Here is an 18,572-nt window from a genome sequence, read left to right as displayed (position 1 = left end):
TAAATAAATAACTAAATATAAATGAATATTTTATTTTCAATTATTTTTCTTCATGAAATTAAATTAAATAAAATAATATATTTAATTTTTTAATTATTATATTTTTATAGAGGTAGTATGTTAACTCGTTTAAGAAGAACTAAAATTGTAGCTACTTTGGGTCCTTCTACAGATCAAGATGATAACCTTAGAAAAATTATTCAATCTGGAGCTAATGTTCTTCGTTTAAATTTTTCTCATGGAACTTCTCAGGAACATAAAAAAAGAGCTATAAAAGCAAGAGAAATTATGCGTAGTTTAAATACTAATATTGCTTTATTAGGAGATTTACAAGGACCTAAAATTCGAATTTCTAAATTTAAAAAAAATAATATTTTTCTTTGTAAAAATAAAATCTTTATATTAGATGCAAATTTAGGAGAAAATGATGGTGATGAAGAAAAAATTGGAATTGATTATAAAAAATTACCATATGATTTAAATATTAATGATATATTATTATTAGATGATGGGAAAATACAGTTAGAAGTATTTAAAGTTACTAATTCTAAAATATTTACTAAAGTTATTATAGGGGGTGTTTTATCAAATAATAAAGGTATTAATAAATTAGGCGGTGGATTATCAGCACATGCGTTAACAGAAAAAGATCGAAATGATATAATACTTGCTTCTCAGATAGATGTTGATTACTTAGCAATTTCTTTTCCTCGTTGTGGAGAAGATTTAAAAAAAGCTAGATATTTATTAAATCAAGCTGGTAGTCAAGCAAAAATTATTGCAAAAATAGAACGTGCAGAAGCTGTTTTTGATCAAAGAATTATAGAAGAAATAATATTATCTTCAGATGCAATTATGATTGCTAGAGGTGATTTAGGAGTAGAAATTGGTGATGCAGAACTTGTAGGTATTCAAAAACATTTAATTAGAAGTGCTAGAAAATTAAACAAAGTAGTTATTACTGCAACACAAATGATGGAATCTATGATTTTAAACCCTTTACCTACTCGTGCTGAGGTTATGGATGTTGCTAACGCTGTTTTAGATGGTAGTGATGCAGTGATGTTATCCGCTGAAACTGCTTCTGGAAAATATCCATCTGAAACTGTTGAAAATATGTCTAAAGTATGTATTGGTGCAGAAAAAATACCAAGTATTAATGTTTCTAAACATCGTATTAATATGAAGTTTAATGATATAGAAGAAGCAATTGCTATGTCATCTATGTATGCAGCTAATCATTTAAATGGTATTACTGCAATAATCACAATGACCGAATCAGGTAAAACTGCATTAATGACTTCTAGAATAACATCTGGACTACCAATTTTTGCTTTATCAAAACATATCAAAACTTTAAATTTGTCAACTTTATATAGAGGTGTAATTCCTGTTTATTTTAATAGTAAAAATGATGGAGTAAAAGCAGCTAATGAAGCTATAATGTTACTTTGTAAAAAAGGTTATTTATTCAATGGTGATCTAGTGATTGTTACTCAAGGTGATATTATGGGAAAAATAGGAAAAACTAATACTAGTAGAATTTTAAAAGTATTTTATTAATAAATTATTTAATTATCTAAGTATATTTTAATTTAAATACATTATAATATTTTTAAATTATTTAAATATTTTTAATTTATCAAAATAATATTGATAAACTTATTGATATAATTGCTTTAGTTAATTATTAAAGTATATTAAATAAATCTAAAAGTTCTTTTTTATTTTATTTTTTTATTTAAATAAAATTTTATTTTGATATAAATATTTTTAATAATAAAATTATATATTATAAAAAATATTTTTATTCTATTTAATATCATTTAATATAAATCTATATTTATTTCTTAAAAAGTATTCTATAATATCCCATTATAGGATAAAAAAATAAGTTTATTTAATTATGTTAAATCTTATTAGTTTAAAAAATATATATGTAAATTTTTCTAATCATTCTATTCTTCAAAATATATCATTATCTTTAACTGAAAATCGTATTTTTACAATAATAGGTCCAAATGGTGCTGGAAAATCTACTTTAATACGTGTTATTTTAGGTTTAATTCATCCTACAACTGGTAAAGTTTTTCGTTCTTCCAATATCTCTATTGGATATGTACCTCAAAAATTATATCTTAATGATTTATTACCAATGACAGTTGATCGATTTTTAAGATTATCTCAATATAAAAAAAATACTAATAATATTTTAAAAATCTTAAAACGTGTCAAGGCTGAATCATTACAATATTTTCCATTAAAAAGATTATCTAGTGGAGAAATACAACGTATACTTTTAGCTAGATCTCTTTTAAATAATCCAAATTTGCTTGTTTTAGATGAACCATCACAAGGAGTAGATATTATTGGTCAATTAGATTTATATAATTTAATTTATTCTATTCGTAGAGAACTTAATTGTACTATTTTAATAGTATCACATGATTTAAATTTTGTTATGTCTAAAACTGATTATGTTATTTGTTTAAATAAACATATTTGTTGTTCCGGGCATCCAAAAAAAGTATTTAATAGTTTAGAATTTATTTCAATGTTCGGTTTAAAGCGTATTAAAGAAATAGCAATTTATCATCATAATCATGATCATATTCATCAATACTAATAACATACAAGATATTAACAAGAGTATTTATTTATTATGTTCAAATTAATCTTTCCAGGATGGTTATCTGGAATATTTTTATCTTTTGCTACAGGTTTTCTAGGTACTTTTATCATTTGGCGTCGAATGTCATCGTTTGGTGACACTTTATCTCATTCATCCTTATTAGGATTAGCTATATCTTTAGCATTTCAAAGTAATTCTTTTTATATTATCTTTATTTTTATAAGTTTACTTGCAGTTATTTTGGTATGGTTAGAAAAAATTTTACCTATTGCGTTAGAAACAATATTAACTATAATATCACATAGTTCAATGTCTTTAGGTATAATATTAATTAGTTTAATATCAACTCCAAAAAAAATAAATTTTGATCATTATTTATTTGGTGATCTACTTTCTATAAATCAAAACGATGTAATAATAATTTTTTTTGGAAGTATAATTGTTTTAAGTATTTTACTTATTTTTTGGGAAAAGATTTTATTGGTTACAATTAATCCAGAATTAGCTCAAATTGATGGTGTTAACATATTTTTTACGCGTCTAACTTTAATGTTAACTACTGCTTTAACAATTTCTATTTCAATTAAATTTGTAGGCGCTTTATTAATAACTTCTTTATTGGTTATCCCACCTGCAACTGCAAAATATTTTTCAAAATCTCCAGAAAAAATGGTATTTATTTCGATTTTACTAAGTATGTTATCTATTACAGGTGGAGTATTTTTATCTGTTTTTTTAAATACTCCAACAAGCCCTTCTATTGTTTTATTTTCTTCTTTTCTTTATTTGTTAAGTAGTATAAAAAAAATTTTTTTTAAAATATAAAAAATTATTTTTTATTAATATTAATATTTAATTCATTTAAATTTTTATTTTCTATTATACTTGGCGCGTTAGTCAGTGGGCATGAAGCTGATGTTGTTTTAGGAAAAGCAATAACATCTCTAATATTATCTGTATTTCTTAAAAGCATAATTATTCTATCTAAACCAAGAGCTATACCTGCATGTGGTGGAGCACCATATTTTAATGCTTCAAGTAAGAATCCAAATTTTTCTTTTTGATCTTTTTCATTGATACCAATAATATTAAAAACTTTTTTTTGTATTTCAAGATTATGAATTCGAACTGATCCACCACCAATTTCATATCCATTAATTACCAAATCATAACTATCTGACATAGCATAATCTAAATTTCTAGAAAATTTATTTTCATGATTTTTTTTAAATGCTGTAAATGGATGATGAATAGAAGAAAATACTCCTAATTTATTTTTTTTAAACATAGGAAAATTAATAATCCATAATGGAGCCCAAATATTTTTTTTAAAAATTAAAAAATCATTACCTAATTTAATACGCAATTTCCCTAAAGATTTATGTACAATATTTTCCTCACCGGCGACTATAAATAAAACATCTCCAATTTTAGCATTAGATTTAGTTAAAATTTTATTTAATGTTTTCTTATCTAAAATATTTTTTATTGAACTAATGATATTATTTTGATTATTATCGTCTTTTAAAATTTTTATATAAAATGATTTATTTATACCAAATTTATTAATGCTACTTAAGTATTCATTAATTTTTTTACGACTAAGTTTAAAACCTTGAGAAAAACATAATAAAGCTATTGTTTTATTTTTTAATGTATTTATTTTAAAAAAATCAAAAAATTTTATTTTATTAATAATATCAGATATATCAATTATTTCCATAGGATTTCGTAAATCAGGTTTATCTGATCCATACCTTTTAATTGCTTCATTATAAGTAATTACAGGAAATTTTTTTAAATGTATATTTAATATTTTAAGCCAAATTTTTTTAATTAATTGTTCTACTATATTTCGAATTTTTTTAGCATTTAAAAATGATGCTTCAATATCAATTTGTGTAAATTCCGGTTGACGATCTGATCTTAAATCTTCATCACGAAAACATTTAACTATTTGATAATATCTATCAATTCCAGAAATCATTAATAATTGTTTAAATAATTGCGGGGATTGTGGTAAAGCATAAAATTTTCCTATATGATTCCTGCTTGGAACTAAATAGTCTCTTGCACCTTCTGGAGTAGATTTAGTCAATAATGGTGTTTCAATATCTAAAAATTTTTTTTTTGTCATAAAATTTCTAATTAAATAAGTAACTTCATTTCTAATTTTTAAATTTTTAAATAAGATTGATTGACGAAGGTCTAGATAACGATATTTTAATCGTATATCATCACTATTATTATTTGAATAATCTATTGGAAGCGGTTCTGAAATATTAAATATATTTATTTTTTTTGCTAATATTTCTATTTTACCAGTATTCATTTTTGAATTTATATTTTTAATATTTCTTTTTTTTACAATTCCAGTGACTTGAATACATGATTCATTTTTTAATTTTAATGCTTTTTGAAAAATTTCAGAATTATTTAATTCAAAAATTATTTGTATAGTACCTGTATAATCTCTTAAATCTATAAAAATAAATTGACCAAAATTTCTTATTTTATTTACCCATCCAGATAAAATTATAGATTTATTTAAATCAATAAGTCCAATATTTCCACAATATTTAGTACGCATAAATTCTCTGTGAAATCAATTTTTTTGATAATTCTTAATTAAAATAATGTAATATTTTCATTTTTAAAAAATAGATTTCTTAAGAAAAATAACTTAAAAAATTAAATTAGAAATTTTTATATATTATGAATATTTGATAATATATAATTTTTAAAATTTTTTAATTTAAAAATGAATAAAATATTTTTAAAATTAACTATATAAAAATTAACGACTTCTAAAAATAATTCTTCCTTTCGTTAAATCATAAGGTGTTAATTCAATAGTTACTCTATCTCCTGTAAGTATTCGAATATAATTTTTTCTCATTTTACCTGATATATGAGCTGTAACAATATGTTTATTTTCTAATTCTACACGAAACATGGTATTAGGCAACGTATCAATTACAACTCCTTGCATTTCTATATTATCTTCTTTAGGCATTTTATTCTCTAAAATAGTTTTTTATTAACTAATTATATCTGATACTAGTCAGTTTGACTAGTATGTTTTTAACAGGAGTAAATTCATTAAATTATTTAATTTAATGAATTTAAATAACGTTCACTATCTATTGCTGCCATACAACCACTAGATGAAGATGTAATTGCTTGTCTATAAATATGATCTGTAACATCACCTGCAGCAAATACACCTGGAATACTTGTTTGAGTATAATTTCCATGTTTTTCTTTTTTAATTTTAATATATCCATTTTCCATTTCTAATTTGTTAATAAATATATTTGTATTTGGAATATGACCGATAGCAACAAATAATCCAGATGTAATAATTTTTTTTTGTTTTTTTTCAATTGAATTAACACTATTTATAATTAAATGTGTAATTCCGAATTTATCTCCTATTATTTCTTGAATAATATAATTTAAATATAAAATGACTTTTTTTGTTTTTACTAGTTTAAATAATCGATTAATTAATATTTTTTCTGCTTTAAAATTATTTTTACGATGTATTAAATGTACTTTATTTACAAAATTTGATAAATATAATGTTTCTTCTATAGCTGTATTTCCTCCTCCTACAACTGCTACTTCTTTATTTTTATAAAAAAAACCATCGCATATAGCACAAGTAGAAACACCTTTTCCTTTAAATTTTTCTTCTGAATTTATTCCTAAATAACGAGGAGATGAACCAGTAGCAATAATCACTGCATCAGCTGTATACTCATATTTTTCACCTAATAAAAAAAATGGTTTTTTATTAAAATTTACAGAAATAATTGTATCGAATATAATTTCTGTTTTATATTTTATTGCATGCTTATACATTCTATCCATTAAATTTGGACCAGTTATTTGATTTATATCTCCAGGCCAATTTTCAATTTCATTAGTATTCATTAATTGCCCACCTTTATTATATCCAGTGATTAAAATAGGAGATAAATTTGCTCGTGCAGTATAAATAGCTGATGTATATCCTGCTGGTCCAGATCCTATAATAATTATTTTACTATGTTTTTTCATGCTATTTTCCTTGTACTTTTTTAATATTTAAAGTTTAATATTTAATATTCTAAAATATATTTAAAAAATAATATTTTTTAAGTAATTTAATATTTTAATAATTACATTAATATAACTATTTTATAATAAAAAAATTTTTTATTTTATAAAAAGAAATTAAAATTATGTTAAATCCTTATTTATTACGTAAAGAACTATCCGAAGTTGCAAAAAAATTGTTAAAAAAACAATTTAAACTAAATATTTCATTAATATCTGAAATTGAAAATAAAAGAAAAAAATTACAGATAAAAACTGAAAATTTACAACATAATCATAAATTATTATCAGATTTATTTAGAAAATCAAAATTGTTAAAAAAAAATGATGAGCATTTAAAAAATAAAATTATTAAATCTAATCAAAAACTAAATATTTTAAAAAATGAATTAAATATTATAAAAGAAAAAATTTATAATATTTCTATGTCTATACCAAATATACCATCATCAGATGTTCCAGAGGGAATAGGTTCAAATAATAATAAAGAAATTAAATATTGGGGTACAAAAAAAATATATAATTTCAAAATTTTAAATCATATAGAATTAGGTAATCAATTAAATCAAATAGATTGGAAGTCTGCAGCAAAAATATCAAGTTCAAAATTTGTTGTTTTAAAAGGAAATATTGCACTTTTACATCGCGCTTTAGGTCAATTTATGTTAGATCTTCATACTAATGAACATGGTTATGTCGAAACATATGTACCTTATTTAGTAAATCAAGATAGTTTATATGGTACAGGTCAACTACCTAAATTTAATGATGATTTATTTTATGTAAATAATATTAATAAAAAAAAATATATATTAATACCAACTTCAGAAGTTCCTTTAACTAATTTATTTAGAAATCAAATATTAGATGATAACTATCTTCCTATTAAACTTACTGCTCATACACCATGTTTTAGATCAGAAGCCTCTTCTTATGGACGTGATAGTCAAGGTTTAATTCGGTTGCATCAATTTGATAAAGTAGAACTTATACAAATTGTTCAACCAGAATTATCTATGAAAATATTAGAAAAACTTACTAATCATGCAGAAAAAGTTTTACAATTGTTAGAACTACCATATCGAAAAGTTTTATTATGTGGTGGAGAAATGAGTTTTTCTGCTGTTAAAACATATGATTTAGAAGTATGGTTTCCTTCACAAAATCAATATCGAGAAGTATCTTCTTGTTCTAATATGGGTGATTTTCAAGCACGTAGAATGAAAACACGATATCAAAATAAATATAAAAAAAGTAAAAATTTTGTACATACATTAAATGGTTCAGGTTTGGCAATTGGTAGAACATTAGCAGCAATATTAGAAAATTATCAACAAAAAGATGGTAGAGTTAAAATTCCAAGTATATTAAAAAATAAATATATGAAAGGTATGAATTTTTTAAGTTAGTTATTAACAATTATTGGTAAAAAATAATGAGTTTAATTTATAATTTTAGCGCTGGACCAGCTACAATTCCTAAAGATGTTATTTATCAAGCACAGAAAGAATTAATAAATTGGAAAAATTTAGGATGCTCTGTTATGGAAATCAGTCATCGAACTAAAGAATTTAATACAGTTGCTATAGAAGCAGAACAAAATTTAAGATATTTATTAAATATTTCTAATAATTATAAAATATTATTTTGTCAAGGCGGAGCTAGAGGCCAATTTTCAGCAATTCCAATGAATTTATTAGGAAAATATTCAAAAGCTGATTATATAAATAGTGGTTATTGGTCTCATTCTGCATTTATAGAATCTAAAAAATATTGTTTTTCTAGAAATATATTAATAAAAAAAATAAAAAATAATAAAATATCCCTTTTAAAATATAAAAAATGGGATATCAGCGATATTTCTGATTATATCCATTATTGCCCTAATGAAACAATAGATGGATTATCAATCTATGAAGAACCATTTTTTGATAATAAAATTATTGTCGGTGATTTTTCATCATTTATTTTATCTCGTTCAATTAATATTAATAAATATGGACTTATTTATGCTGGTGCTCAAAAAAATATTGGACCTGCAGGAATTACAATTATTATTATTAGAAAAGATTTACTAAAAAATACATTAAAAATATGTCCATCTATTCTAGATTATAATATTATTTCTAAATATAATTCTATGTTTAATACTCCACCTACTTTTGCATGGTATTTATCAGGTTTAGTATTTAAATGGATTAAAAAAAAAGGTGGAATAAAAAAAATTGAAGAATTAAATAAAAAAAAATCAGATTTACTATATAAAACTATAGATAATAGTATGTTTTACATTAATAATATAGATCAATCTAATAGATCTAAAATGAATGTTGTATTTGATTTATTTGATCCAAAACTAAATACAAAATTTTTAAAAGAAGCTAAAAATTTTGGTCTGTATGCTTTAAAAGGACATTCTAAAGTAGGTGGAATGCGAGCTTCAATATATAATGCAATGCCTTTAGATGGAGTTAAAAAATTAGTTAAATTTATGTTATTCTTCGAAAAAAAATATGGATAAAATATTTTTAAAAAAATAAAGAGTATATAATGCAAAAAATTTTAAAATTAAATCCTGTATCTTATGTAAATGGTACTATTTTTTTACCTGGTTCTAAAAGTATTTCAAATAGAGTATTATTATTAGCATCAATTAGCTGTGGTACAACTTATATAAATAATTTATTAGATAGTGAAGATACTCAATATATGTTGCATGCTTTAAAAAAAATTGGAATTTATTATTCTTTATCAAATAATAACAAAGTATGTTGTATTAAAGGAAATATTCAATCTTTTAAAGTTAAAAATCCTATTTCATTATTTTTAGGAAATGCAGGAACAGCTATTAGACCACTTCTTTCTATTTTTTCATTATATAAAAATGAAGTAATATTAACTGGAAATAATAGAATGAATGAAAGACCTATTAAAGATCTTGTTGATGCATTACGACAAGGAGGTGCAATAATTCAATATAAAAACAATTCAGGATACCCTCCAATTTGTACTAAAGGTGGTTTTAAAGGAGGAGTTATTATATTAAATGGTAGTATTTCTAGTCAATTTTTAACATCTTTATTAATAATTTCTCCATTATCTTCAAAAGATACAACTATATTAATAAAAGGAAATTTAGTTTCTAAACCTTATATAGATATTACATTAAATTTAATGAAAAATTTTGGGATTGAGATTACACATGATTCTTATTCAATTTTTTATATTAAAAGTAATCAAAAATATAAAACACCAGGTAAGTATTCAATTGAAGGAGATGCATCTTCAGCATCTTATTTTTTAGCAGCTCCTGCAATTAAAGGTGAATCAGTAAAAGTTATAGGAATCGATAAAAAAAGTATTCAAGGTGATGTTAAATTTGCTAATATTCTTGAAAAAATGGGAGTTATTATTCAATGGGGTGATGATTTTATTATATCTCGGAAAGGTGAATTAAATGCAATAGATTTAGATATGAATGATATTCCAGATGCAGCAATGACTATTGCAGTTTTAGCTTTATTTGCAAAAGGTACAACAACTATTAGAAATATATATAATTGGAGAGTTAAAGAAACAGATCGATTATCTGCTATGTCAAATGAATTAAAAAAAGTTGGAGCAAATATTAAAACAGGCACAGATTTTATCTCTATTACACCTCCTAAATTTATAAAATTTGCACAAATTAATACATATAATGATCATCGTATTGCTATGTGTTTTTCATTATTATGTTTATCTAGTGTTGGCGTAGAAATATCTAATCCTAATTGCGTAGTTAAAACTTATCCAGAGTATTTCAAAGATTTTTTACATATTTGTAAGTTTTAATTAAATATAATTAAACATTTATGTAAGAATTTTTAATAAATCATATATTTTTATCTAAGTAATTTTATATATGAAAAAATATAATAATATTCCTGTAATTACAATTGATGGACCTAGTGGCGTTGGAAAAAGTACATTATGTGGTATAATAGCTAATAAATTAAATTGGTCTATTTTAGAATCTGGGATGATATATAGATTGTTAGCATCAATAATACTAAAAAATAATATTCCTATTATTGAGAAAAATATAGTTTCTGTTTTAAATAATTTAGATTGTTCTTTTTTTAAAATTAATATGCAAAAAAAAAGTTTAATATCTCAAACAATTTATCTTCAAAAAGTTGGAGAAACAGCTTCTAAATTAGCAACTTTTACTAAAATTAGAAAAATATTACTAAATAAACAAAGATGTTTTCGTAAATTTCCTGGCTTGATAGCAGAAGGAAGAGATATGGGGACAGTAGTATTTCCTGATGCTATTATAAAGTTTTTTTTAAATGCTGATTTAAAAACTCGTGTTTTTAGAAGAATAAAACAATTTAAAAAAATAGGGATATCTATTAATTATATAGAATTATTAGAACAATTAAAAATTCGAGATCAACGCGACCAAAACCGAACAATTTCTCCTTTATACCCATCAAAAGATGCTATAATACTAGATTCTACGAATATGACACTTTCTGATATCATTAAATGTTTAATGAAAGAAATTAAAAAAAAAATAATTATATAATTGATAAGATATCTAAAAAATAAACTTTATAATATGGATAATTATAAAACATATACAATAAGCTCATTTTAACATGAAGTGAAAAATGAACATTAATGAAAATTTTTTTATATTATTAATATGAATGAATCTTTTGCTCAATTATTTGAAGAATCACTAAAAGAAATTAAAACACGCCCTGGTTCTATTATTCGTGGAGTTATTATATCTATAGAAAAAGATACTATTTTAGTTGATGCTGGTCTTAAATCTGAATCTTCTATTCCACTAGAACAATTTAAAAATTCTCAAGGTGTACTTGATGTTAAAGTAGGGGATTATGTTGATGTAGCTTTGGATGCTATTGAAGATGGTTTTGGAGAAACACTTTTATCTCGTGAAAAAGCAAAAAGACATGAATCATGGCTTGTTTTAGAACAAGCGCATGAACAATCAAAAATAGTTATGGGTGTTATTAATGGTAAAGTAAAAGGTGGTTTTACTGTTGAATTAAATGATATACGTGCATTTTTACCAGGATCGCTAGTTGATGTTCGACCTGTTCGAGATACAATACATCTTGAAGGAAAAGAATTAGAGTTCAAAGTAATAAAATTAGATCAAAAAAGAAATAATGTAGTAGTATCTAGAAGAGCTGTTATTGAATCTGAAAATAGTGCTGAAAGAAATCAATTACTCGAAAATTTACAAGAAGGTATTAAAATTAAAGGAATTGTAAAAAATCTAACAGATTATGGAGCTTTTGTAGATTTAGGTGGTGTTGATGGTTTGCTTCATATTACAGATATGGCATGGAAAAGAGTTAAACATCCTAGTGAAATTGTTAGTATAGGTGACGAAATTAGTGTTAAAATTTTAAAATTTGATAAAGAAAAAATACGCGTATCTTTAGGATTAAAACAATTAGGTGAAGATCCATGGATAGATATTTCAAAACGATATCCTGAAGGAATTAAATTAAATGGACGTGTAACAAATCTTACAGATTACGGTTGTTTTGTAGAAATTGAAGCAGGTGTAGAAGGACTAGTACATGTTTCTGAAATGGATTGGACAAATAAAAATATCCATCCATCTAAAGTAGTTGCTGTAAATGATATAGTAGATGTTGTTGTTTTAGATATTGATGAGGAACGTCGTCGAATTTCACTTGGATTAAAACAATGCAAAATTAATCCATGGAAAGAATTTTCAGAAACACATAAAAAAGGAGTACATGTTGTTGGTAAAATTAAATCAATTACAGATTTTGGTATTTTTATTGGTTTAAAAGGAGGTATTGATGGATTAGTACATTTATCTGATATTTCCTGGTCAATTCCTGGTGAGGAAGCTGTTAAAAATTATAAAAAAGGTGATGAAATTTCAGCTGTTGTTCTACAAGTTGATGCAGAAAGAGAGCGTATTTCTTTAGGTATTAAACAATTAGAAGAAGATCCATTTAATACATATGTTTCTAATGTTAAAAAAGGTATGATCATCAATGGAAAAATTATATCTTTTGATGATAAACAAGTTGTAATTGAATTATCAGAAGGAATTTATGGAAATATAAAATTTTCTGATTCTACTTCTATTAAATATGAAGAATTTATCAAAAAATTTAAAATTAATAAAAAAATTGAAGTAAAAATATTGAATTTTGATAGAAAAAGTAGAAATATTAATTTAAGTTTTCATATTTTAGATATAAAAAATAATAAAAAAGATACAAAAAATAAATTAAATCAAAAACAAAAAGATGAAATATTTTCAAATGTCATGGTAGAAGCTTTTAAAGCAGCTCAAAATAATGAATAATTATTTAAAAATAAAATATAATTTTATTAAAGTAAAATTATAATATATTCTTAATAGTATATTCTTAAATTAGAGGATTTATGAAAAAATCAGAATTATTTAAAAAATTAATAAAAAAAAATACATATAAAAAATAAAATTACACAATATGCAATAAAAGAAATATTAGAATATATATCTTTTGCATTAGCTAATGGAGAACGAGTTGAAATTCGAGGATTTGGAAGTTTTTCTTTACATTATAGATCATCTCGTATAGTTCGTAACCCTAAAACTGGAGAAAAAACTAAATTAAGTGCAAAATATGTACCTTATTTTAAACCAGGAAAACAATTAAAAATTCGCATTAATATATATAAATAAAATTTTTTAACATTTTATTTTAGAAACTAAGTTGATTCTTTTTAAAAAACTTAGTTTCTATGTTATTTTTTGAATATTATTAAAATGGAATATTAAAAAAAATGAAAAAAAAAATTATTGTAGCTAATTGGAAATTAAACGGAAATACTAAAACTATTTCAAATTTTTTAATAAATTTTAAATTACATGTATTACCTTATTTAAAATATAATACAATTGTTATTTCACCTTCTACAATATATTTAGAAAGAGTTTATAATAATATACAAAATTTAAATATATTTCTTGGAGCACAAAATGTAGATGTCAATATAAAAGGATCTTTTACTGGTGAAACTTCGATTTTAATGTTAAAAGATATTGGTGTGAAATATGTTATTATTGGACATTCTGAAAGACGTTTTTTTCATAATGAAACTAATGAAATCATTAATAAGAAATTTGATTTAATTAAAAAATTTAATTTAATTCCAATATTATGTATAGGAGAAAGTCAAGATGAAAAAAATAAGAATCAAACTAAAGAAGCGTTAAAAAATCAATTAAATCATATAATTAAACATCTTGGAATACAGGCGTTTTCAAATTCAATTATTGCATACGAACCTATTTGGTCTATCGGAACAGGTATATCAGCTGATCCTATATATGTACAAAAAATACATCAATTTATAAAAAATTATATTTATAAAAATCAGAATGATATAAATAATATAAAAAATTTATCAATTCAATATGGTGGCTCTGTAAATATAAAAAATGCTAAAAACTTGCTTGAACAACCTGATATTGATGGATTATTAGTTGGAAATTCTTCTTTAATATATGAGGATTTTTTAAAAATTATTAAAATATCTTCTGATATTTTTAAAAAAAATAATATTTAATTTTTTATAAATTTTTTATATATCCAACCACCTAAATTTATTCCTAAAATTGGTGTCACAGTAGGTATTAAAAAATATGGGAAAGTACTATTATTTAAACCAGTAAAGGCTAATTTACCCCACCCTATAAAGCTTAAAAATATTCTAGGACCTAAATCATGTGCAGGATTTAAAGTTACATTATTTAAAGATCCTAAAGATATGTTAATAATAGCAACTAACATCCCTATTAAAAATGGACTAGTTGTTTTTTGAATAATAAAAAAATTTTTTTTATCATTAATTCTCATAAGAATAATTATAAAAATTATCGAAATAATAGCTTCTTTTATAAAATCATCTATAAAAATATAATTTTTTTGAGGATATACACAAAAAATTGAAGCAAGTTGAAAACTTTCTTTTGTTCCTCTTATAATATTATATTTATGTTCAAAAGATATTAGTATATTATAATACATATAATATATTAGTATTGTAAAAAAAAAAGCACCAAATATTTGAGATATAATGTATGGTATGACCTTTTTTTTATTAAATTTATCAAATAACCAGAGAAAAATAGTAATAGCAGGATTTAAATGAGCCCCAGATATTGAAATACTAAAATAAATTGATAAAGCAACTGAAAAACCCCAAATCATGCCTATTTCATATTGACTCATGTGAAAATTTGTTAATTTCGATGTTACTAAGCATCCTATACTAAAAAATATTATTAATCCTGTCCCTAAAAACTCAATTATACATTGTTGGAATATTTTGTTTTTACCACGTAGATTCATTATTTTCAATACCTATATAATTTTATTATAAACTATTTTTTAATTCTAGTTATATAATAAAATTAAAAATTTAGAGCGCCGGAAAAACCGGCACTGATTTATTATTAATAAAGTTTTTTAGCAGTAATCAACCAATCTTTTTTAAACATACGTTTCATATTTTTTAATGCATCTGTTATGTCATTAAATACCATTTTTTCATTTTGAACACCTACACATTTACCTTGATATCCTTTAATTAATAATTCCACAGAGTAGGCACCCATTCTTGAAGCTAAAATACGATCATATACTACAGGTGCTCCTCCTCTTTGAATATGACCTAATATAGTTGCTCTTGTTTCACGATTAGTTTTTTTTTCAATATATTTAGCTAATTTTTCAACATCACATATATATTCTGTAATAGCAACAATTGCATGTTTTTTACCTTTTTTAATACCAGCTTTTATTTCTTTTACTAATTCTTTTTTTGTACATTTAATTTCTGGAAGAACGATAAACTCACAACCTCCAGCAATTGCAGCTGCTAATGTTAAATCACCACAATATCGACCCATTACTTCTACAATTGAAATACGTTGATGAGATGAAGATGTATCACGTAATCTATCAATTGCTTCAACAACTGTTTCCAAAGCTGTAAAATATCCTATTGTATAATCTGTACCTGCTACATCATTGTCTATTGTTCCAGGAATACTAATACATGGCATGCCCATTTTTGTTAATTTTTGAGCTCCTATATAAGAACCATCACCACCTATAACAACAAGTCCATCAATTTTTTTTTCTTTTAAATTATTAATTGCTACATTTCGTATTTCATTTTTACAAAAATCATAAAATCTTGCTGATCCTAAAAATGTACCGCCTCTATTAATCATATCTGAAACACTATATCTATCTAATTGAATCATTCGGTTTTGATATAAACCTAAATATCCATCATAAATTCCAAATACTTCTAATTTTTCACTTAATGCTGTTCTTACTACTCCTCTAATTGCAGCATTCATTCCAGGAGCATCGCCGCCGCTAGTTAATACTCCAATTCTTTTTATCATAATAATCTCGTTTTTAATTACTATAAAAAAATTATTTTTTATTAAGAATATATTTTTAATATTGTGATATATTAGTTTTTATTTTAAATCAATAAAGAATTGAAAATATTAAAAAAATTTTTGAATTTTGATGATTTTTTAAAATAATATATATTTAATTCAAAAAAATTTATCTTTTATTTATTCAGAAATAAAAAATACATATATATATTAATTATAAAATCTTAAAATGTATGTTTAAAATGATTTATTTTAAATAATACCATTGAGTAGGAATATATTTTTCATTGAATTCTAAAACAATTGGTGCTGCAGTTGGAATTTCTAATTCTAAAATTTTTTTATTATCAATTTTATTTAAATATTGAATCAATGCTCGAATAGAATTTCCATGAGCTACAATTAATATTTTTTTTCTTTTTTTTAATTTAGGGTAAATGCTTTTTTTCCAATATGGAATTACTCTTTGAACAGTGTCTTCTAAACTTTCACCACAAGGGATTTTATCAATATTAATGTTAGAATATCGTATATCATTTCCTGGAAAACGCTTATCTTTAATGTTAATTTTTGGTGGGCTAACATGAAAACTACGTCTCCATAAAAGTACTTGTTTATATCCATATTTTTGAGTTATTTCATCTTTATTGAATCCTTCTAGATCTCCGTAATGTCTTTCATTTAAATGCCATGATTTTCGAACTGATATCCAATTTTGGTTTAATTGATCTAAAATATATTGTAAAGTACATATTGCTCTTTGTAACATAGATGTATACGCACAATCAAAAAAAAATTTTTTTTGTTTTAATAATAATCCTGTTTTTTTAGCTTCAATTTTTCCATTTTTACTTAATTTTACATCGTGCCAACCAGTGAATTTATTTAATTTATTCCATTCACTTTCACCATGTCTAATTAAAACTAATTTATTCATAATTTTATCCATTATATTATATTTTAATTAATTTTTTTATTATGTCATTATTTCTTTATAATAAGAAAAAATTTATCTATATTATTTAAATATTTAAAAAATTTTTTCTAAATACAAATAATATATTTAATAATAAAAGTACAGTTTATTATTTATTGTGATACTGTACTTTTAAAATATAAAAAAATTAATGCATTTAAATTATTATTTTTAAATATCAATTATAATACGATTAAAATCTTCTAATATATTTTTTACTTGATTTAAAAAGCTAATTGACTCTTTTCCATCAATTAAACGATGATCATAAGATAATGCCAAATACATCATTGGTAAAATTTTTACTATTCCATTTATTGCCATTGGACGATCTTTAATAGCATGCATGCCTAATATTGCCATTTGAGGTGGATTAATAATGGGAGTTGACATTAAAGAACCAAAAATTCCTCCATTTGTTATAGTAAAATTTCCTCCAATTAAATCTTCTACTTTAATTTTATTATTTATACTTTTAATAGAAAAATCTTTTATTTTTTTTTCTATTTCCGACATTGTTTTTTGATCAGCGTTTCTTAATACTGGGGTAATCAATCCTCTAGGTGTTGAAACAGCAATACTAATATCAAAATTTTTATAAAATATAATATCTGTTTTATCAATGGTTGCATTTATTTTTGGAAAATCTCGTAATGCTTTAACAACTGCTTTTACAAAAAACGACATAAAACCAAGACGAATACCATATTTTTCTTGAAATAACTCATTGTATTTCTTACGTAAAGAAATAATTGTTGTCATATTTACTTCATTAAAAGTAGTCAACATAGCTGTATTATTTTTTGTTTCTAATAATCTTTCAGCTATTTTTTGACGCAATTGCGTCATTTTAACTCTATATGTATTATTTTTTAGAGCATTGATATTATTCAAATTAGATGTTTTTTGAAAATCTGGATTAATATCTTGTTTTCTAAAAGTATTTAATTTGTTAATATTAAGTGAATTTGTATTAATATTATGAACTTTAATAAAACGTCTAGCTGATGGTGTTAAAGAATTTTTTAAATTTTTATTATTATTTAAAATTTTATCTTTATTGAAAAAATTATCTGGATGAATGGATTGATCTTTTTCATGTAAATCTATTTTTTTTTTTTCAATATTATTTATTTTTTTTATTTTACCTATTATTTCACTAGACTGAACAATACATCCAGTTTGTTTTAAAATATTATTTATTATACCATCACATGGTGATGATATTTCTAACATAACTTTATCTGTTTCAAGATCAACTATTTTTTCGTCAAGATGAACTATTTCTCCTATTTTTTTATACCATTTAGCAACTACTGCATTGGTTACAGAATCCGGTAAATCTGGTACAAGAATATTAACTATATTCATATTTTATCCTTTTT

The 18,572-nt window shown here is 23.0% G+C and carries 16 protein-coding genes and 1 pseudogene; 10 read left to right on the top strand and 7 right to left on the bottom strand.

Annotated elements, in window-relative coordinates; genetic code table 11:
* The first annotated feature begins 117 nt into the window (after window positions 1-117).
* The 3 genes from pyk to znuB all read left to right on the top strand — a co-directional run bounded on the left by pyk (window position 118) and on the right by znuB (window position 3,457).
* Window positions 118-1,563: a pyruvate kinase gene (pyk, locus tag AB4W67_RS01550; protein ID WP_367682298.1), complete on the top strand. Its 1,446-nt coding sequence runs from the start codon at window positions 118-120 to the stop codon at window positions 1,561-1,563.
* Between the two features lie 343 nt (window positions 1,564-1,906).
* Window positions 1,907-2,626 (top strand): zinc ABC transporter ATP-binding protein ZnuC, encoded by a 720-nt coding sequence (znuC, locus tag AB4W67_RS01545; protein ID WP_367682297.1) that lies wholly within the window; start codon window positions 1,907-1,909, stop codon window positions 2,624-2,626.
* Between the two features lie 36 nt (window positions 2,627-2,662).
* Window positions 2,663-3,457, top strand: a complete 795-nt coding sequence (gene znuB / locus AB4W67_RS01540; protein ID WP_367682296.1) for a zinc ABC transporter permease subunit ZnuB — start codon at window positions 2,663-2,665, stop codon at window positions 3,455-3,457.
* Between the two features lie 4 nt (window positions 3,458-3,461).
* On the opposite strand, the gene aspS is transcribed toward znuB, so the two are convergent.
* The 3 genes from aspS to trxB all read right to left on the bottom strand — a co-directional run bounded on the left by aspS (window position 3,462) and on the right by trxB (window position 6,697).
* The gene (gene aspS, locus AB4W67_RS01535; protein WP_367682295.1) at window positions 3,462-5,222 is read right to left on the bottom strand and encodes an aspartate--tRNA ligase; all 1,761 of its coding nucleotides are present in this window, start codon (window positions 5,220-5,222) and stop codon (window positions 3,462-3,464) included.
* A 207-nt stretch (window positions 5,223-5,429) separates the two neighbouring features.
* Window positions 5,430-5,648 carry a translation initiation factor IF-1 gene (gene infA / locus AB4W67_RS01530; RefSeq protein ID WP_367682294.1) on the bottom strand — a complete coding sequence of 73 codons (219 nt, stop codon included), beginning with the start codon at window positions 5,646-5,648 and terminating at the stop codon, window positions 5,430-5,432.
* 95 nt (window positions 5,649-5,743) lie between these two features.
* Entirely contained in the window at window positions 5,744-6,697 is a 954-nt protein-coding gene (gene trxB, locus AB4W67_RS01525) for a thioredoxin-disulfide reductase (protein ID WP_367682293.1), read from the bottom strand.
* A 164-nt stretch (window positions 6,698-6,861) separates the two neighbouring features.
* On the opposite strand from trxB, the gene serS reads away from it, so the two are divergent.
* From serS to tpiA, 7 genes and pseudogenes are all read left to right on the top strand, one after another.
* The gene (serS, locus tag AB4W67_RS01520) at window positions 6,862-8,145 is read left to right on the top strand and encodes a serine--tRNA ligase (RefSeq protein WP_367682292.1); all 1,284 of its coding nucleotides are present in this window, start codon (window positions 6,862-6,864) and stop codon (window positions 8,143-8,145) included.
* 26 nt (window positions 8,146-8,171) lie between these two features.
* Window positions 8,172-9,257, top strand: coding sequence for a phosphoserine transaminase (serC, locus tag AB4W67_RS01515; protein WP_367682291.1), 1,086 nt, complete (start codon window positions 8,172-8,174; stop codon window positions 9,255-9,257).
* 29 nt (window positions 9,258-9,286) lie between these two features.
* Complete coding sequence (gene aroA / locus AB4W67_RS01510; RefSeq protein ID WP_367682290.1) at window positions 9,287-10,570, top strand: 3-phosphoshikimate 1-carboxyvinyltransferase; 1,284 nt, start codon at window positions 9,287-9,289, stop codon at window positions 10,568-10,570.
* Between the two features lie 70 nt (window positions 10,571-10,640).
* A complete protein-coding gene (gene cmk, locus AB4W67_RS01505; RefSeq protein WP_367682289.1) occupies window positions 10,641-11,309 on the top strand; it encodes a (d)CMP kinase in 669 nt (222 codons plus the stop codon).
* A 120-nt stretch (window positions 11,310-11,429) separates the two neighbouring features.
* Entirely contained in the window at window positions 11,430-13,109 is a 1,680-nt protein-coding gene (gene rpsA / locus AB4W67_RS01500) for a 30S ribosomal protein S1 (protein WP_367682288.1), read from the top strand.
* 80 nt (window positions 13,110-13,189) lie between these two features.
* A pseudogene (gene ihfB / locus AB4W67_RS01495) lies at window positions 13,190-13,472 on the top strand (integration host factor subunit beta).
* Window positions 13,473-13,573: 101 nt separating this feature from the next.
* Window positions 13,574-14,359, top strand: a complete 786-nt coding sequence (tpiA, locus tag AB4W67_RS01490) for a triose-phosphate isomerase (RefSeq protein ID WP_367682287.1) — start codon at window positions 13,574-13,576, stop codon at window positions 14,357-14,359.
* On the opposite strand, the gene AB4W67_RS01485 is transcribed toward tpiA, so the two are convergent.
* The 4 genes from AB4W67_RS01485 to sucB form a co-directional block, all read right to left on the bottom strand.
* Window positions 14,356-15,144, bottom strand: a complete 789-nt coding sequence (locus tag AB4W67_RS01485; protein ID WP_367682286.1) for an MIP/aquaporin family protein — start codon at window positions 15,142-15,144, stop codon at window positions 14,356-14,358. The genes tpiA and AB4W67_RS01485 overlap by 4 nt on opposite strands.
* Window positions 15,145-15,248: 104 nt before the next feature.
* A complete protein-coding gene (gene pfkA / locus AB4W67_RS01480; RefSeq protein WP_367682285.1) occupies window positions 15,249-16,211 on the bottom strand; it encodes a 6-phosphofructokinase in 963 nt (320 codons plus the stop codon).
* A 247-nt stretch (window positions 16,212-16,458) separates the two neighbouring features.
* Entirely contained in the window at window positions 16,459-17,148 is a 690-nt protein-coding gene (gene gpmA / locus AB4W67_RS01475) for a 2,3-diphosphoglycerate-dependent phosphoglycerate mutase (protein ID WP_367682284.1), read from the bottom strand.
* A 210-nt stretch (window positions 17,149-17,358) separates the two neighbouring features.
* The gene (sucB, locus tag AB4W67_RS01470) at window positions 17,359-18,558 is read right to left on the bottom strand and encodes a dihydrolipoyllysine-residue succinyltransferase (protein WP_367682283.1); all 1,200 of its coding nucleotides are present in this window, start codon (window positions 18,556-18,558) and stop codon (window positions 17,359-17,361) included.
* Window positions 18,559-18,572 lie beyond the last annotated feature (14 nt).

Origin of the sequence: Buchnera aphidicola (Protaphis terricola) (genome assembly GCF_964059145.1) — a bacterium.
GTDB classification, from domain to species: domain Bacteria; phylum Pseudomonadota; class Gammaproteobacteria; order Enterobacterales; family Enterobacteriaceae; genus Buchnera; species Buchnera aphidicola_BP.
Note: the sequence above shows the minus strand (reverse complement) of the source record. Positions and strands in the feature narration are given on the sequence as shown.